Here is a 15799-nt window from a genome sequence, read left to right as displayed (position 1 = left end):
TCTGGCGTGGTTGCACCACCACGCCAGATGCTCTTTTCTAGCAGGCATGACCGGATTACCGCACCGCCTGACACACGGCCTACGGCCTTCCCGCCCGCACCACACAACAGCATCTGCCGCAGTGCGGTTTGGCAAGTGCTTGGCCTTGTTTGGTTTTATGAGCGCCTTTGTAGCGCCCACCACCTATGCCACACCAACACACGACATTCGCTTAAGTGCGCAACGCGCCAGTTACGAGCTTACTTTGGCAGAATCCTCTGGCGGTACAACGCTCTCAGCCAGCGGGCACATGACCTATAGCGTGCACGACACCTGCACAGCATGGGCTACCCAACAACACCTTGATATTCAAAGTGTAACCCGTAATGGCGGCGAAACCCATCTGGTTTCAGACTACACAACACTGGAAAGCAAAGACGGCCACCACCTCGCTTTTCGCACTGTGCAAAAATCAAACAATACCATACTGCAAGCTGTAAGTGGTGAAGCAACGCTTACACCCAATGGTGGAGAGGTACATTACGAAAAACCGCTCCGTAAAACACTTAAGCTGCAAGCAGGCACGCTTTTTCCCATGGCGCATACCGCAGCCATTTTGGAAGCAGCCGCAAGCGGTAAAACTGAAATTTCACCTTTGTTGTTTGATGGCACTGCCGCAGATGGCGCACAATATACCTATATTTCCACTTACGGTTGGGAAGCCACGCCCCCTGCCCCACCTTTTGCGCTTTTGGCACACCTACCCACAACCCGAGTGCATGTTGCTTTTTTCAACACAACCCCTGACAGCATGATGCCAGATTATGAAATAGGCATGCGCTATTTTGCCAATGGCGTTTCAGATAAACTTGATATGGATTTTGGAGATTTTAGAATGTCTGGCACGCTCCAGCATCTAAGCATTCCACAAGCTCCTAAAAAATGCTGAGCAACCCACGCCCAACAAGCACCCTCACCCGCCACCACCATAACCCAACACACCCCGGCACGCTCCTGCGTGAAGACGTGCTACCCGCCTATGGCGCGACAGAAGCCAACGTGGCGGCACAACTCGGCATAAAGGCACAAACCCTTGCAGGCATTTTAGCCGCCCGACAGCCCGTAACACCCGCCATTGCCGCACGTTTAGGCATTCTTTTTGGTAATGGCCCCGCTCTTTGGTTGGGCCTACAAGCACAATATGATAGAGTGCAATACACACAAGCTACAGACTAACACACCACATCAACCACAGCTTTTAAAGCGGCCTGCTTTTTTACAATATTTATTTTTACCGGCAGGCTTCTTATAAAAATTATAAATAACAGGCTTACAATGTTTAGTAATAGTCTCTCCCAGCACTCACCACTCTGGAAGCAAGCACTTTTTTCTTTTTTATACATAGTTACTGCCTGCATTTCTATGAAATATACTGTTTTTTCAGATGGGCACGCAACCATATGGCCAGCAGATGCCCTTATGCTGGCGGCTATTTTTTCCAAAAACATAAAGAATATTCGTGAAATAACGACTATTACATTTCTTTCTAATGCTTTTAGCCAATACGCCTGTGGGTCTCATTCTATTTACATTTTTTTCTATGCGTTTATTAGTTCTCTACAAGTATTTTTATCTAATAAGGCATATATAAGATATGTTGGAAACGGCACACTGTTTTCTGATTATAAATCCATTGTAAAATTTAACCTCAACTCAGGCATTGTGTTCCCGTTTATTTGCGCAGTATTGGGTACGACCTTTAATGCTATCGATACGGGAACCCCCTCCCTTAATGACTTTGCGGGGTGGTTTTTTGCACTTTCACTGGGCAATATTACCTTTACGCGTCCTTTAACCTATATTTTAGACGGTACTTTTATAGGCAGTTTAAAAAACCTTACAAAAATAAAACCATTGCATGCTCTCGCTATTGTTTCTTCAGTTCTTGCAACAATAGCAGTGTCTTTTTACGTTTTCTACCAAAGCAAATATCCTTTCCTTTTTGTGCCAAGCTCTCTTATTATTGCCAACTCTCTTATCTCTGGCGAAATATTTGGCTCTGTTACCGTTATGGTTATTGCCATTATTGCAACAATAGCGGCCTTCTCCAGCCTTGGCCCCATGATGCTTTTGCAAATAGGGGCTCTGGGGCGCCAAGCGGTATTACAGACCTACCTCATTTTTGCTGTTTTTACTGAAAGAACAATTTCTGTTCTTTTCATGCGCAACAAAAATCTTGTGCAAAGCGTTTCTACACGGGAGCAAATGCTGGCTCTTGTTATGGTCAATTCAACCGATAGCATTGTCAACATCAACCATGCGGGCCTATGCCTGTGGTCGGGTGGGGCGTCTTTAGATTTATTAGGCTACAGCAACCAAGATATTGTTGGTAAAAACTTGAACGATGTTCTCTCGATAGAAAATAAAAACCCTGACTTCATCGAAAATTTCTTTAATAGCAGCACCGAAAAACTAGAAACGGTTTTGGCAAAACCTATTTTTGACCCATCGCGGGCATTAAACCTCAGTTTTCGAAAATTTATTACAGATGGCATTGTTTCTGGGGCTATTATTACTGTTAACGACATAACAGAAGAATCTGAAAAACTTGCTGTAGCAGTTGAAAAGTCTGAGAAAGACCCGCTCACCCGTCTTTTAAACCGCTATGGGTTTAATGAAAAAATAAAAAGCGTTTTAGAGACACAAGCAGAGAATATTTGTATTTCTTACCTTGATATCGACCACTTTAAACAAATTAATGACACCTATGGCCACGAGGCTGGAGACCGTATTTTAACAGAACTTGCGCGCCTTATGCAGGCCACCGTACCCCCGCCCAATATTATTTCCCGCTTTGGGGGGGACGAATTTGTTATTGCCATTATAGCCAACCCGACCGATGCGCAAAACAGCCTCAACACCCTTATCGAGACAATCAGCACGACCGTTTTCTCGCTGACAGATACGGTAAAAGCCCACATTACTATTAGCTGTGGTTACTCTTTTTACAAAAAGGGCAAACCACTGGATATTCTGATCCAAGAGGCTGATTCTGCTCTTTATAACGCCAAGCAATCTGGCCGGAACCGTGTATGTAACTTTGTGCAAAGTAATTCTGCTACATAGCACGCGGCCTATAAAAAAAAGCGGGCACCTACCGGCACCCGCTTTACTAAACGCTCACACAATAGCTGTGTTTTTATTGTGGTGTCTGCTCTTCACGCAAAACAGAAATAAGCGCCTGTAGCTCGTCTGGTTTTGCTTTAAGCAAAGCCACATTTTGTGGCTCAGGCGTTGGCATTTGGGCCGTTTGCTGCGTTTGCGGCACGTTCATCAGGCTGCCTGTCAGACCCACGCAGGTTAAACTCATCACAAAGTCATGGGCACTAAACCCATTCGTTTTCAAAATGGGGTCAAGCCCAGGCACTTTATTGACCATGCCAATCTGCTCATCAAGCGACATGCCTACATGGCCGGGGGGCTGAATATGCGCTGCATGGATTGCTTTAAGGGCCGCCGTTAAGCGTGGCAGCACATCTGGTGCCAGTTTGTAGTGCAGAGCCGTGTCCATATCGCGGCGCATGGTGGTCATTTGTTGGGCAGATAGCGCAGGCGTACCGGCTTGGGCTGGCCCTGTTACGGCAGCCGTTTGCGCACCTGCGGCAGGGGCACAGAGTATTGCTGCAAGCACAGCCAGAGAGGCGCATTTTCCAACAAAGGAAAATCTTTTTTTATGGCAGAACATTGTGAGCATTCCCTTTTTATTAGGCCGCAATAACCCATTCACCTTGGCGCATAAGTGGCACGCGGCCTCCGTCTGCGGCAAGGCCATCAACATCAATGCTGCCAGACCCAATCATCCAATCAATATGGATCATGCTGCTATTGGCCCCACGGGCAGCAAGGGCGTTTGTGTCTTGCCCGTCTGTATCGCGCATGCATTTGGTATAGGCTTGCCCCAAAGCAAGGTGGCTGGCGGCGTTTTCGTCAAACAAGGTATTTTGAAACAAAATACCGCTCCGTGAAATGGGGGAGGAGTGGGGTACAAGAGCAACCTCACCCAACCGGCGTGCCCCTTCATCAGTATCCAACACACGGGCCAATACGTCTTGGCCTTTGCTGGCGTGCATTTCTACAATTGTGCCACCTTCAAAGCGCACACGAATATCATCAATTAACGTGCCTTGGTGCGAAAGCGGTTTAGTGCTGACCACATAGCCGTCCACTTTCAGGCGGTGCGGGGTGGTAAACACTTCCTCGGTCGGAATATTGGGGTTACACACCACGCCATTACCGGCTTTTTCGGCCCCTCCGGCCCAGTCATGCCCCTCTGCCAAGCCTACAGTCAGGTCTGTGCCGGGGCCTGTAAAATGCAGGGCTGCATAATTGGCATTATTTAAAAATGCCGCACGCTTATGCAAAATTGCGTTGTGCTCTGCCCACTCCGCTACCGGGTCTGGGCTGGTTAAGCGCGATACTTCAAAAATCGCCTGCCACAAACGGGCTACGGCCTCTTGCTCTGGCACACCGGGAAAAACCTGCCGCGCCCATGCGGGTGTTGCGGTGGCAACAATGCTCCAGTTCACATCAAAATTAGTAATAATTTCCATAGCGGGGCGGTTTACCCGTGCAGCCGCTTTGCTAGCGCGGGAGATATGCTCGGCATTCTGGCCAGCCAGCAAAGCCGGGTTAGAGCCGGTAATGGCCATACGTGCAGCCCCAGCCCTAAACCCTTCTGCCATACCTTTTGCCAGCCAGTCTGCTGCGGTATCAAACGTTGCCTCTTGCGCAAAGCGATAGCGGGCCAGTGTGGTTTCTTCATCGGCATAAAACGTGGTCACCAAAGAGGCACCCGCTTTATAGGCATGCTCTGTTACGCGGCGCACAAGGGGTACGGCATCAAGCGGGGCGGTAATAATGACCTGCTGGCCCGGCAGCACGTTAAGCCCCGTGCGCACAGCAACCTCACCCAATTTGTCCAGCATGGTTTCAAACTCTGCGCTGCCCGGTGCATATGGTAAAGCACCATGCGTGCCTGATGCAGCGCCTGCTGGCTGAAACGTTTCTGTCATGCTGCGTCTTCCCTACTGCTTGCACATAAGCCCTGTGGCACCAAGAGCAAAAGCCCCGTACAGCCCCTGCCCTGTTTCTTACCCCATCGGATACTGAAGCCGCGCGTTCGTCAACTCCACGGCGAATATGGTGCAGGTGTGGCCTGCTCTAAACAGAGCAAATGCCCCCTTTAACCGCCCCAACCCAACAGGCATGTGGGTTTATACGCTTGGCAGCACCACAGGTTTAAGGGCGGCTGGTAAATAAAGTGGGTGGCATGGGCGGCCATTTGCCCCAATTTTCATGGCGTGCACGACAATGCCGTGCTGTTGCAGCATGCTGACAACCTGCGGCCCACGCGCATGCAGGCTCTTAATGCGTGGCGTGCCATAGGCCGCAATAACCATGCCCGCTTGCTGCGCCATAGTAAGCAATGCGGCATCGTTTTCTGGGCCAACAGGGTCTGTTACCTCGGTCAAGCGTTCTTGGTCTGTACAGCGGTAGGCAAAGGTATTGCCAACAAACATACTGCCATACCCCCAGGCCCGTGCATAACGCTGGCATTTGGCCACAGTACGGTCATCCCCTATTTCTGTGGCCACGGACGGGTTCATCATCAACCACATAAGAGAGGGTAACTTGGCGTTCCATACCCGCTTGAGTGTGTAACGGTAGCATTTATCTGGCCCACCATAAGTGGCCGTGCTCACCACATCGTCTGACAAGGTAAGGGGGCGGGAATCTCCCACATGGTGGGCATCAAAAAGGTCTGGCATGGTTTGGTCTGGCTTTTATTTAGCACGTTTACAAGGCTGTGGTGCCTTTTTGACCTACAAACCGGGTTTATAAAACCCATAAGGCAATCTTGCCCCCGTTTACCCAACCTCTGCCCTTGCCTGAAAAGGGCGCGTAAGAGACACTGCGTTTTATTATGGATCAGCGATACCGCATTCCCCCCCTTGCTGCCCTGAATGCGTTTGCAGCCTTTGCCCGCACTGGCGGTATAAGGCGTGCCGCGGCCGAACTGCGCATGGACCATGCCGCCGTAAGCCGCCACCTGCGCGAGCTAGAACACCGCTTGGGCACCACATTGCGTGACCGCACAACCGGTAACCTAACACTGGCAGGCCACACCTATTACAGCCAGATAGCCCCCCTGCTAGAAGGCTTGGCCCGCGCCACGGCCGACATAAAACAGCAGGCCCCACACCTAACCGTAACCTGCGCCCACGGCTTTGCGTACCATTGGCTGTTGCCCCGCTTGGCAGCGTTTAGGCGCGCCCACCCCGATATTGACCTGCTTTTACGCCCGGTTGATGCCAACACGGGCTTTCATGGCACGGGCATAGAAACAGACAGCCATGCAGATATTTTTTACGACCGAGACAGCACCGCTCCTACAACCCAGCGCGACATACGCAGCGTAGCCATTGCACGCCCTGCGGTTTTTCCCGTTATCTCGCCTGCCGGGTTAGCCGCGTTAGGGGGGCAACCGCACACATGGGCCGACCTGCTTAACGCCCCCTTATTGCTGGAAGAAGACGATTCTGAGTGGCGTTTGTGGTTTGCCGCACACCATGTGCCTTTTACGCACGTACCCAGTGCTGGCCGCCTGTGGCAGGCCCATATTACCCTAGCCGCCGCCCGCGCGGGGGAAGGCATAGCCCTAGCTAATGTCTTTTTATTAGGTGACGCCCTCCAAACCGGCCAACTGGTGCGCCTACACCCCAAAAATGCAGAAGCAGATGAAACCCCGCTGGGCTCTTACGTACTGCGTGCCTCTGAACGCGCGTGGGACAAAAAGGCGCTCTCGGTTTTTCGGGCATGGCTGCTGGAGCAAGTGGCTATTCAAGCCACACATGCCCCAGAAACTGACCCGCCTCCATAACTCCTTTACCGCCAGTAACGCCCTTGCAAAAGGGTGGTGATTTTTAGTCACCACTGGGTCGATTAAATATCGCCTCCCCATACTTTCCTGAATCCCTTACGACACAAGAACAAACACGGCAGGCACACTTAAACCCTGCTATTTTACCTCTTGTTTCAGGAACTTTCTCAACCATGAGCATAACCAACAAAGCCCTGTTAGACCGCCGCGCCAACGCTGTGCCACGCGGTGTTGCAACCTCAACCCCCGTTTTTGCCGACCGCGCCGAAAACGCAGAACTGTGGGACGTAGAAGGCCGCCGTTATATTGATTTTGGCGGCGGTATTGCCGTGCTTAACGTTGGCCACCGCCACCCAAAAGTTATGGCCGCCGTTAAAACCCAGCTAGAACGCTTTACGCACACAGCTTTTCAGGTTTCTGCCTATGAAAGCTATATTGAGCTGGCCGAAAAGCTAAACGCCCGCGCCCCCTTTACCGGCCCTGCTAAAACCATTTTCTTTTCTACCGGTGGTGAGGCAACCGAAAACGCTGTTAAAATTGCACGCGCCGCCACTGGCCGTAACGGCGTTATTGCATTTTGTGGTGGCTTTCATGGCCGCACCCTGCTGGCCTCAGCCATGACCGGCAAAGTGCTGCCTTACAAAGCCCCGTTTGGCACCCTGCCCGGCCAAGTTTACCACCTGCCCTTCCCCGATGGTCAGGATGTTTCTGTTGAAGACAGCCTGAAAATGCTCGGCTTCCTGTTTGCATCTGACATTGGGCCAGAGCAGGTTGCGGCCATTATTATTGAGCCAGTACAGGGCGAAGGCGGGTTCCGTATTGCGCCAACAGAACTGCTCCAGCAGCTACGCGCTCTTTGCGACCAGCACGGCATTAAACTGATTGCCGATGAAGTGCAGACCGGCTTTGCCCGTACCGGCAAACTGTTTGGCATTGAGCACTCAGGCGTAGAACCTGACCTTGTGTCTGTTGCCAAGTCTTTGGGCGGCGGCATGCCAATTTCTGGCGTTATTGGCCGCGCAGACCTGATGGACAGCGTACCCCCCGGCGGCTTGGGCGGCACCTACGCAGGCGCACCTCTTGCCTGTGCCGCAGCCCTAGCCGTGCTTGACGTGATTGAAGAAGAAAAGCTGGTTGAGCGTGCCAACACCATGGGCAAACGCTTTGAAGACCGCATTACCGCTTGGAGCAGCCGTAAAGACCTGCTGCCAGTAAGCGCACCACGCGGCTTGGGCGCCATGATTGCGTTTGACGTGCTCGAAAGCCACGGCAGCACAGAACAGCGCGCCGGTTTTGCCGCAACAGTTTGCGCTAAAGCCTGCGAAAAAGGGCTTATTCTGCTTTCTTGCGGTGTAAAAGGGGCAACCATCCGCCTTCTTACCCCGCTTACAGCCTCTGACGCGCTGGTGGATGAAGGGCTGGATATTATTGAGCAGGTTCTGGCTGAACTGGCCTAACCCGACCGCTCATAAAAGACGCACTAAAAAGGGGCCTTCCGGCATGGAAGGCCCCTTTTTTATACACACCATAACGCGCTCTCAAATTACCCCGCGCTGTTGGCCTTACCCGCAAACAACCGGAAAAGCGGCCCCGTAAGAGAGGTTGAAATAACCGCCAAGACCATAAGCGATGCAAACGCAAATTCAGAAATCATGCCTTGGCTATGCAAAATGGTGGCCGCTACAATTTCCATAAGCCCTTTGCATTGCAGCAAAGCCCCTACGCTCAATTTTTGGCGGTTGCTCAAGCCCGCAGCCGGTGGGTACAGATAAACCGCACCCATTTTAACCAGCACAGAAATGGCAACCAGCGCTAAAGAGGCCACAACTGAAGGCCATGTCAGAGCATCACCATCAATATGCAAACCACTATGCCCAAAGAACATGGGGGCCAGCCAGATAAGGGCAAATGTGCCCACACGCTCTACCGGTAAGCGGCGTACCCAGCTTGGGGGCATAACGGCACCCGCAAAATACGCGCCAATAAGCTCATGCAAGCCCAGTTGCATACTGGCCCAAGACCCCGCAGCCAAATAAAGCGGCACAGCAAGCCAGATAACAAACAAGGGCGGCTTTTTAAAATTGCGGGTAGCCCATGTGCCCAACAAAGCAAGCCCTACCAGCAATGCAACAGCCACAAACTCTAGCCCTGTCCAGCCATGTAAAGCGGCAGGCCCTTTTGCGGCAAATTGTAAAATAGCCAAGCCAACCCAAAGGGCCGCATCATCTACGACCGCAAGCTTAAGCGCTAATTGGCCCAACGGGCGGTGTTGGGGCTCAAGTTCGCGCACAATACCGATCAAAACCGGTAAGGCGCTTACTGCAATACATAACCCCAAAGACAAAGCCGCAACCCATTGCGGCACATGCGGTACACCCCACCCATGTAGGGGCAGAAAAAACTGGTAAACCAGCACCGCCCCTATAACCAAAGGCAGACCGAGTGCCACCACGGCCCCCCCCAGTAAGCGGCCTAGGGTTGGAGCAATAACCTCTGCGTTTGGGTCTTGTCCGGGGTGCTGCCACATTTCCAAACCAGCGGTAAACGCCAGCACCAGCACCGCAAGCCAGCCAATATCGTTACCGTATAAAGAAGGTATACCCCACTGCCCAACAGGTACATGCCAGACCGCAAAGAGAATACCCAATAATATTGGCAGTACAACAATAGGTAATATTTTACGTGTTAAGCGCCATAACACCCAAGGCAGAATGACAAAAACACAAAAATCTGCAAAAAGAGAGATTATTTTTTCCATATTTGCCTTTCCAGCCGATATTGGATTTTATATATTTATCGTGTTAAATATGCTTATACATTATATTATTAAGATATACAAAATTTTTATATATAGCGATTTTTACAGTATTATTATTTCTCATTTTATTCCAGAATTTTTAAAAACTATTCTAAGTAATACCACTCTATACACAAAGTATTTTTATCAGCTTTTTCGTTTACTGCTATTAGTAAATATAATAACCAAACAAAAAAGGCCCATTCCAGGCTCTCAACACACCCCAAAATGGGCGCGCATTCTTACTCCATGCTCAAAACAAGCAGGTAAACACTCTATAACTTAACCGAGTTTATAAGGCACAACTCGCCTTTTAGGCATAAGCACGGGAGTGCCACGCCTTAAAACAAGGTATCAAATTTTGTTGAGAGACACCAAACCGAGCGGTGTAAAACCCTTTAATACCGCCCAGTAAACATACTCGGGCGGTACAATAAGCGGGTTTAGGCGTGTTCCATAACCGTAAGCTGCCACGCTTCCTGCTCGGCCTTACCGGGCTGTAACCACAAGGGGGTAGCATTAGGCAAACGTACATTGGCAGGCAGGTTCATGGCAGCACGTAACGCCCTAAACAACGCCCCATGCGCCACAATAAGGGGCACGCCGCCCAAGCCCGTGGCCCGGTTTACTGCGGCAATGGCGCGGTGGCGTAGTTCGGCAAATGGTTCAGCGCCAGCGGGTGTGTACGCGCCAGCAATCCAGCTATCGTACCAGTCCCCCATTGGTTGGCCTTCTTGCTCGCCAAAGCAAACCTCTTCCAGCCCGTCATCTGTCTCAAGCGGCAGTGCCTCAAAACCGGCAGCAATCAACCCTTCACGGACAATTGCTGCGGTTTGAAACGCCCGGTCTAGGGGCGAGCTAACAATATGCGTAAACGGGCTATGGTTTTTAAGGGCTGTTTTAAACAAACCAACCGCCGCCTGTGCCTGCTCGATACCTGTTGCATTCAACGGTACATCGGTACGGCCCTGAGACAGTCCGTCACGGTTCCAATCGGTTTGGCCGTGACGAAGGTACCAGTAAGGGCGGAGGGTGATTTGTTGTGTCATGCGGCCTCAGTCAAACAAAGAAGAGACAGAACTTTCGTCAGACACCGCACGCATGGCGCGTGCCAGCAGCCCTGCAATGGTTATCTGGCGAATATTGCTTGCAGCCTGCACACTCTCGGTTGCTCTAATGCTATCCGTCAAGGTCAGCATTTCAATGCAGGAGTTGCCAATACGCTCAACAGCCTGCCCGGTTAGCACACCATGCGTTACATACGCCCCCACAGAGGCCGCACCCATATTGGCAATAGCCTGTGCTGCATTACACAAAGACCCACCACTATCCACAATGTCATCAACCAACAGGCAGTGGCGGCCTTTAACATCACCAATCACGTTCATCACTTCAGACACGCCAGCGCGCTCGCGGCGTTTATCAATAATAGCTAAATCGGTGTTCAGGCGCTGCGCGAGCTGGCGGGCACGCACAACCCCCCCAACATCGGGAGAGACAATCATCAGGTCGCGGTCGCCGTAGCGTTCTTTAATGTCGCGTACAAACAGGGGGGCTGCGTACAGGTTATCAACCGGAATATCAAAAAAGCCCTGAATTTGCATAGCGTGCAGGTCAAGTGTGAGCACACGGCTGGCACCGGCTTCTACCAAAAGGTTAGCCACCAATTTGGCGCTAATAGGCGTACGGGGGCCAGACTTACGATCCTGACGGGCATAGCCAAAATACGGCATAACTGCGGTAATACGCCGTGCAGAGCCCCGGCGCAGGGCGTCCAGCATAATCAGCAGTTCCATCAGGTGGTCGTTTGTGGGGGTGCATGTGCTCTGCATCACGAACACATCTTCGCCGCGCACATTTTCATGAATTTCGACAAAAACTTCCATATCCGCAAAGCGGCGAACCGTGACATTGCACAGGCGCATGCCCAGTTCTTTGGCAACGGCTTCAGCCAGCGGCAGGTTGCTGTTACAGGCGACAATCTTCATGGTAATGGCTGGTCCCGGCTTTTCAGGGTTGGCGGTAAGCTATGAGTCGTGGGGGGTTTAGCAACCAAGGCCGCAATTGTCATCAACCGCGTGCATGCAAGCAGGGCAAAGCACATAAAAGGGTAAAAAAACCACACCCTCCGGCGCATAACAAAATGGCTTTTTCTCCCATTCGCATCAGTGCCGAGACATGACATAATAGCCCTTCCCTAACACCATTTGCCTTCTCGCACGGCAGCAGGAACGGAGTACGCATGACCCGGCCAAGCCCGCCTACCAGACAAAAAGCCTGCTTTGTAACAGGCAGTATTATGCGGCACGTTCTGGTTATGGCAGGTACTGGGGCTATTGGGCTTATGGCCGTTTTTGCGGTTGATATGCTCAATATGGTCTATATTGCCCACTTGGGCGAAAACGCCCTTACCGCAGCTATTGGCTTTGCTGGCGCTGTTATTGGGCTGCAAATTGCGGTTTCTATTGGGCTAACTATTGGCATTAGCGCTGCCACCGGGCGTGCCATTGGCGCAGGCCAACATGAAGAAGCCCGCCAGATTGCCTCTTCCGCTCTGGCGGTTATGCTGGGGCTTTCATGCCTGCTGGGCTTTGGCACCATGGCTGCGGCCCACCCCATTTTGCACCTGTTTGGCGCACGTGGGGCCGCATTGGAGCATGCCAGCACGTACCTGCAAATTGTCAGCCCTTTTCTGCCACTTATCTGCCTTGGCATGGGCAGCTCGTCTCTTATGCGTGTGGTGGGTGATGCCAAAGGCTCCATGCATATTACGCTGCTGGGCGCACTGGTTGCCGCCATACTCGACCCCATTCTTATTTTTGGTTTGCACGAGGGGCTAACGGGTGCTGCCATTAGTACCGCACTCTCGCGCTTTGTGGTGGCAACCGTGGGGCTACGCGGTGCCCTGCGCCACGACATGGTAACATGGCCCACCCCAAGCCGTATTTTACCCGATGCAAAGCATGTAGCCTCTGTGGCCATGCCTGCCATATTAACCAACCTGGCCACCCCTGTGGGCGGGGTTTACGTTACACAGTCTATGGCCCGTTTTGGGCTAGAGGCCGTAGGCGGCCAAGCCTCTATTGAGCGTACTGTGCCGGTATTGTTTTCTCTTGTCTTTGCTCTTACCGGCTCTGTCGGGCCTATTATGGCGCAAAACATGGGGGCCGGTTTTTATGGCCGTGTGCGAGAAACCCTGACAGCAGCCCTTAAACTGGTTTTACTGAGCATTGGGGCCACATGGCTTATTTTGGTCGCACTGCAAAATTACGTGGTGGCTGTGTTTAATGCACAGGGTGATGCCGCCATGCTTATTCACCTATTCTGCTCTTTAACCATTGGCAGCTATCTCTTTGTTGGCATGCTGTTTGTGGCTAACGCCGCCTTTAACAACCTAGGCCACCCGCTTTATTCTACCGCTTTTAACTGGGGGCGGGCGACACTGGGCACTATTCCGTTTGTGGGTATAGGGCTGCATTATGGGCCAGCGGGTGTGCAACTGGGCCAAGCGGCGGGCGTTTTAGTGTTTGGCACGCTGGCCGTTATTACAGCCTTTAGAGTAACCCGTAACCTGAGCGGCCCTGCCCTACCACACAGCACGGCCCCCCTTACGGCATCAGACATACCAACAACCAGTGCCGAGGCCGCCATGGCCGAACTAGATGAACTCACCCCTTTACCCGCACTCTGCGACCAAGATGGGAGCTTGCAAAACCATGTCAAAACTGACAGCCGCCCAACGTAACGCCTTACCAGATGAGGCCTTTGCCCTACCCGGCCGCCGCTACCCCATACCAGATGCTACGCATGCGCGTGATGCTTTGGCCCGCGCCAGCGAAATGCTGCACAACGGCCACTTAACCCAAGAAGAATACGACACCATTCACCAAAAAGCAGAAAACGTTTTACGCCGCGAACGTCTTTAAAAAGGGTACCGAGGGCGCGCATCTGCCCTCCACCCCACACAGGCAAAATGCTGGCAAAAATTATACACTCATGGCATTGCAGCGGGCATGTCTAATGCACCCCCACCACCCGCTACGCGCCCCGGCCTGCTCAACCGCCTTTATGCAAGGGTTTTACGCCACGCAGGTAGCCCGCATGCGCCTTTATGGCTCGCGCTTTTAGCCTTTTGCGAAGCCAGTTTTTTCCCGCTACCGCCAGAAACACTGCTTATTCCCATGACGCTGTCTCAGCGCCAAAAGGCATGGCGTTATGCGCTTATTTGCACCATTGCCAGTGTAACTGGGGGCATTTTGGGATGGGCTATCGGGGCCATGCTGCTAGACTATGCCGCCCGCCCCATTGTGCATTTTTACCATGCCGAGCACACGCTAACAGCCCTGCAAGATAAATTCAGGCAATGGGGTGTCTGGATTATTTTGTTCAAGGGGCTCACCCCTATTCCCTACAAATTTGTGACCATTGCCAGCGGTATGGCCCATTTTGCCCTTGTGCCCTTTATTGTGGCCAGCACGGTAACACGGGGCGTACGTTTCTTTCTGGTGGCTGGCCTGTTGCGCCGCTTTGGCGCACCCATTGAAGCCTTTATTGAAACACGCCTGCCCTTACTTATGGGCATTTTTGCTGTGCTGCTACTCGGCGGTTTTCTGGCCCTGCGCTACCTATAAAGGGCGTAAGGCTTAGTTTTACGCACAGCAGCCTGCCTGCAAGCCACCTTGCGGGCAAAGAGCAGGCAAGGCAAAAACAACCGACCTATTGACCACGCGCCAAAACGCAGGGAGAGCCTCCACCATGTCATCTCAGATCGCTGTTATTACCGGTGCAGGGGCAGGCATTGGCCGCGCTGCTGCCCGTACCTTGGGCCGCGCGGGCTTTGATATTGCTTTGCTGGGCCGCAATGAAGAACGCTTACAAGACGCCGCACAAGACCTGAAAACCCACGGTATTCGTACCTTGGTTGTACAAGTTGACGTTGCCGATGCCGACGCAGTTGCTAAAGCCGCCCACCGTGTAGAAAGCGAGCTTGGCCCCATAAAGGTGTGGGCCAATTGCGCAGGGGCTACTGTTATTGGGCAGGTTGCCACCTTGTCTGCCCAAGATATACGCCGCGCAACAGAAGTAACCTATCTGGGCAGCGTTAATGGCACACTGGCAGCGCTAGAGCATATGCGCCGCCGCGGGCATGGGGCTATTATTAACCTAGACCTAGCACCATCTTTACGCGGCCTGCCCCTGCAAGCCGTAGAAAACGGGGCACGCGCAGCCCTGCGTGGTTTTTGTGAAAGCCTACGCCCAGAACTGCTGCATGATGCAGATAATATTCGCGTGGTTATGGTTGACCTACCCGCCATTAATACCCCCCGCTATAGCTGGACACGCAACACCACAGGCAAACGCCTTAAACCCGTTGGCCCCGTGTACGAGCCAGAAGTAGCGGCTGAGGCCATTTGCAGGGCCGTTTTTACCACCAGCCGCTCTATTTCTGTTGGGCCAAGCACCACGTTTGCAGCCCTATGGAGCCTACTCGGCCCCGGCTGCCGCGAAAAACGGCTGGCCGAGCACGGCTACAAAGCCCAGCTTGAAAAAACCTGTGCAGAAGCTGACGCACAAGATGACCTGTACAACAGCCCCCCCGGTGCCTTTGGTGCCCAAGGCGCGTTTGATGCAAAAGCCCGCCGCTTAGACAGCCCACTGTCTTTCTTTGTCACGTCTAGCGTGCGCGCAGGCCTTGCTGGCGCAGCTTTGGCCGCGGGCCTAACAGGCTTGCTCAACCACATTCGTAATGGCCGCCGCTAAGTTTTAAATGGTGCTGGCAGCAGGTACACTTATCCACCCTGCCAGCATACCTCCCGCACCAGCCACTTCACCCTGTAGAAATACTATTTCAAAACTCTCTCTGGGGTTTGAAGGGAATTTTAAGCCTGCAAACATCACCTCTTTGCCAAACAAAGCGGTGTTATGGCTTTAAAGCTGAGTATTTATTAGCCGCAAAAAACACACAGCGAGCGCCTAAGTGCGCATTTGCGAAGGCCCCCCCTAAACGCCAGCGCAACGCCTAGTTTTTCTTACAACCATAGCACTGGCACTGGCACTGGCACTGGCACTGGCACTGGCACTGG

16 protein-coding genes are annotated in these 15799 nt (G+C 52.4%); 9 read left to right on the top strand and 7 right to left on the bottom strand.

Going from position 1 to position 15799, the window contains the following annotated elements; translation table 11 throughout:
* The first annotated feature begins 46 nt into the window (after positions 1-46).
* Entirely contained in the window at positions 47-928 is an 882-nt protein-coding gene (locus Abor_RS08220) for an EipB family protein (protein ID WP_052946398.1), read from the top strand.
* Complete coding sequence (locus Abor_RS08215; RefSeq protein ID WP_048841385.1) at positions 922-1215, top strand: HigA family addiction module antitoxin; 294 nt, start codon at positions 922-924, stop codon at positions 1213-1215. The genes Abor_RS08220 and Abor_RS08215 overlap by 7 nt, the downstream gene beginning before the upstream one ends.
* Here the strand turns inward: Abor_RS08215 and Abor_RS08210 are convergent.
* Positions 1212-1487 carry a hypothetical protein gene (locus tag Abor_RS08210; protein WP_158319725.1) on the bottom strand — a complete coding sequence of 92 codons (276 nt, stop codon included), beginning with the start codon at positions 1485-1487 and terminating at the stop codon, positions 1212-1214. The two genes, Abor_RS08215 and Abor_RS08210, sit on opposite strands and share 4 nt — an antisense overlap.
* A 451-nt stretch (positions 1488-1938) precedes the next feature.
* On the opposite strand from Abor_RS08210, the gene Abor_RS08205 reads away from it, so the two are divergent.
* The gene (locus tag Abor_RS08205) at positions 1939-3105 is read left to right on the top strand and encodes a sensor domain-containing diguanylate cyclase (protein ID WP_158319724.1); all 1167 of its coding nucleotides are present in this window, start codon (positions 1939-1941) and stop codon (positions 3103-3105) included.
* A gap of 73 nt (positions 3106-3178) precedes the next feature.
* Here Abor_RS08205 and Abor_RS08200 read toward each other — a convergent pair whose 3' ends face one another.
* From Abor_RS08200 to Abor_RS08190, 3 genes are all read right to left on the bottom strand, one after another.
* Positions 3179-3724, bottom strand: coding sequence for a hypothetical protein (locus Abor_RS08200; protein ID WP_048841382.1), 546 nt, complete (start codon positions 3722-3724; stop codon positions 3179-3181).
* Positions 3725-3743: 19 nt separating this feature from the next.
* A complete protein-coding gene (locus Abor_RS08195; protein WP_232015218.1) occupies positions 3744-4964 on the bottom strand; it encodes an aminopeptidase in 1221 nt (406 codons plus the stop codon).
* Between the two features lie 288 nt (positions 4965-5252).
* Positions 5253-5807 carry a DUF1643 domain-containing protein gene (locus Abor_RS08190; RefSeq protein ID WP_048841380.1) on the bottom strand — a complete coding sequence of 185 codons (555 nt, stop codon included), beginning with the start codon at positions 5805-5807 and terminating at the stop codon, positions 5253-5255.
* Between the two features lie 155 nt (positions 5808-5962).
* On the opposite strand from Abor_RS08190, the gene Abor_RS08185 reads away from it, so the two are divergent.
* Together Abor_RS08185 and gabT are read left to right on the top strand one after the other, a co-directional pair.
* On the top strand, positions 5963-6919 hold the full coding sequence (locus Abor_RS08185; protein WP_048841379.1) for a LysR substrate-binding domain-containing protein: 957 nt from the start codon (positions 5963-5965) through the stop codon (positions 6917-6919).
* A 173-nt stretch (positions 6920-7092) separates the two neighbouring features.
* The gene (gene gabT, locus Abor_RS08180; RefSeq protein ID WP_048841378.1) at positions 7093-8376 is read left to right on the top strand and encodes a 4-aminobutyrate--2-oxoglutarate transaminase; all 1284 of its coding nucleotides are present in this window, start codon (positions 7093-7095) and stop codon (positions 8374-8376) included.
* An 86-nt stretch (positions 8377-8462) separates the two neighbouring features.
* Here gabT and Abor_RS08175 read toward each other — a convergent pair whose 3' ends face one another.
* The 3 genes from Abor_RS08175 to Abor_RS08165 all read right to left on the bottom strand — a co-directional run bounded on the left by Abor_RS08175 (position 8463) and on the right by Abor_RS08165 (position 11704).
* Positions 8463-9677: a cation:proton antiporter gene (locus Abor_RS08175; protein WP_048841377.1), complete on the bottom strand. Its 1215-nt coding sequence runs from the start codon at positions 9675-9677 to the stop codon at positions 8463-8465.
* A 482-nt stretch (positions 9678-10159) separates the two neighbouring features.
* Positions 10160-10765 carry a histidine phosphatase family protein gene (locus tag Abor_RS08170; RefSeq protein WP_048841375.1) on the bottom strand — a complete coding sequence of 202 codons (606 nt, stop codon included), beginning with the start codon at positions 10763-10765 and terminating at the stop codon, positions 10160-10162.
* Between the two features lie 6 nt (positions 10766-10771).
* Positions 10772-11704 (bottom strand): ribose-phosphate pyrophosphokinase, encoded by a 933-nt coding sequence (locus Abor_RS08165; protein ID WP_048841374.1) that lies wholly within the window; start codon positions 11702-11704, stop codon positions 10772-10774.
* 254 nt (positions 11705-11958) lie between these two features.
* Here Abor_RS08165 and Abor_RS08160 point away from each other — a divergent pair, with 254 nt between their 5' ends.
* The 4 genes from Abor_RS08160 to Abor_RS08145 all read left to right on the top strand — a co-directional run bounded on the left by Abor_RS08160 (position 11959) and on the right by Abor_RS08145 (position 15476).
* The gene (locus tag Abor_RS08160; RefSeq protein ID WP_048841373.1) at positions 11959-13461 is read left to right on the top strand and encodes an MATE family efflux transporter; all 1503 of its coding nucleotides are present in this window, start codon (positions 11959-11961) and stop codon (positions 13459-13461) included.
* Positions 13433-13642, top strand: a complete 210-nt coding sequence (locus Abor_RS08155) for a hypothetical protein (RefSeq protein WP_048841372.1) — start codon at positions 13433-13435, stop codon at positions 13640-13642. Before Abor_RS08160 ends, Abor_RS08155 begins: the two co-directional genes overlap by 29 nt.
* A 126-nt stretch (positions 13643-13768) precedes the next feature.
* A complete protein-coding gene (locus Abor_RS08150; protein WP_048841404.1) occupies positions 13769-14347 on the top strand; it encodes a YqaA family protein in 579 nt (192 codons plus the stop codon).
* Between the two features lie 124 nt (positions 14348-14471).
* A complete protein-coding gene (locus Abor_RS08145; RefSeq protein ID WP_048841371.1) occupies positions 14472-15476 on the top strand; it encodes an SDR family oxidoreductase in 1005 nt (334 codons plus the stop codon).
* The last annotated feature ends 323 nt before the right edge of the window (positions 15477-15799 follow it).

It is taken from the genome of Acetobacter orientalis, assembly GCF_000963965.1.
GTDB classification, from domain to species: domain Bacteria; phylum Pseudomonadota; class Alphaproteobacteria; order Acetobacterales; family Acetobacteraceae; genus Acetobacter; species Acetobacter orientalis.
The sequence above is the reverse complement of the archived record's forward strand: the minus strand, read 5'-3'. Positions and strand labels throughout refer to the sequence as shown.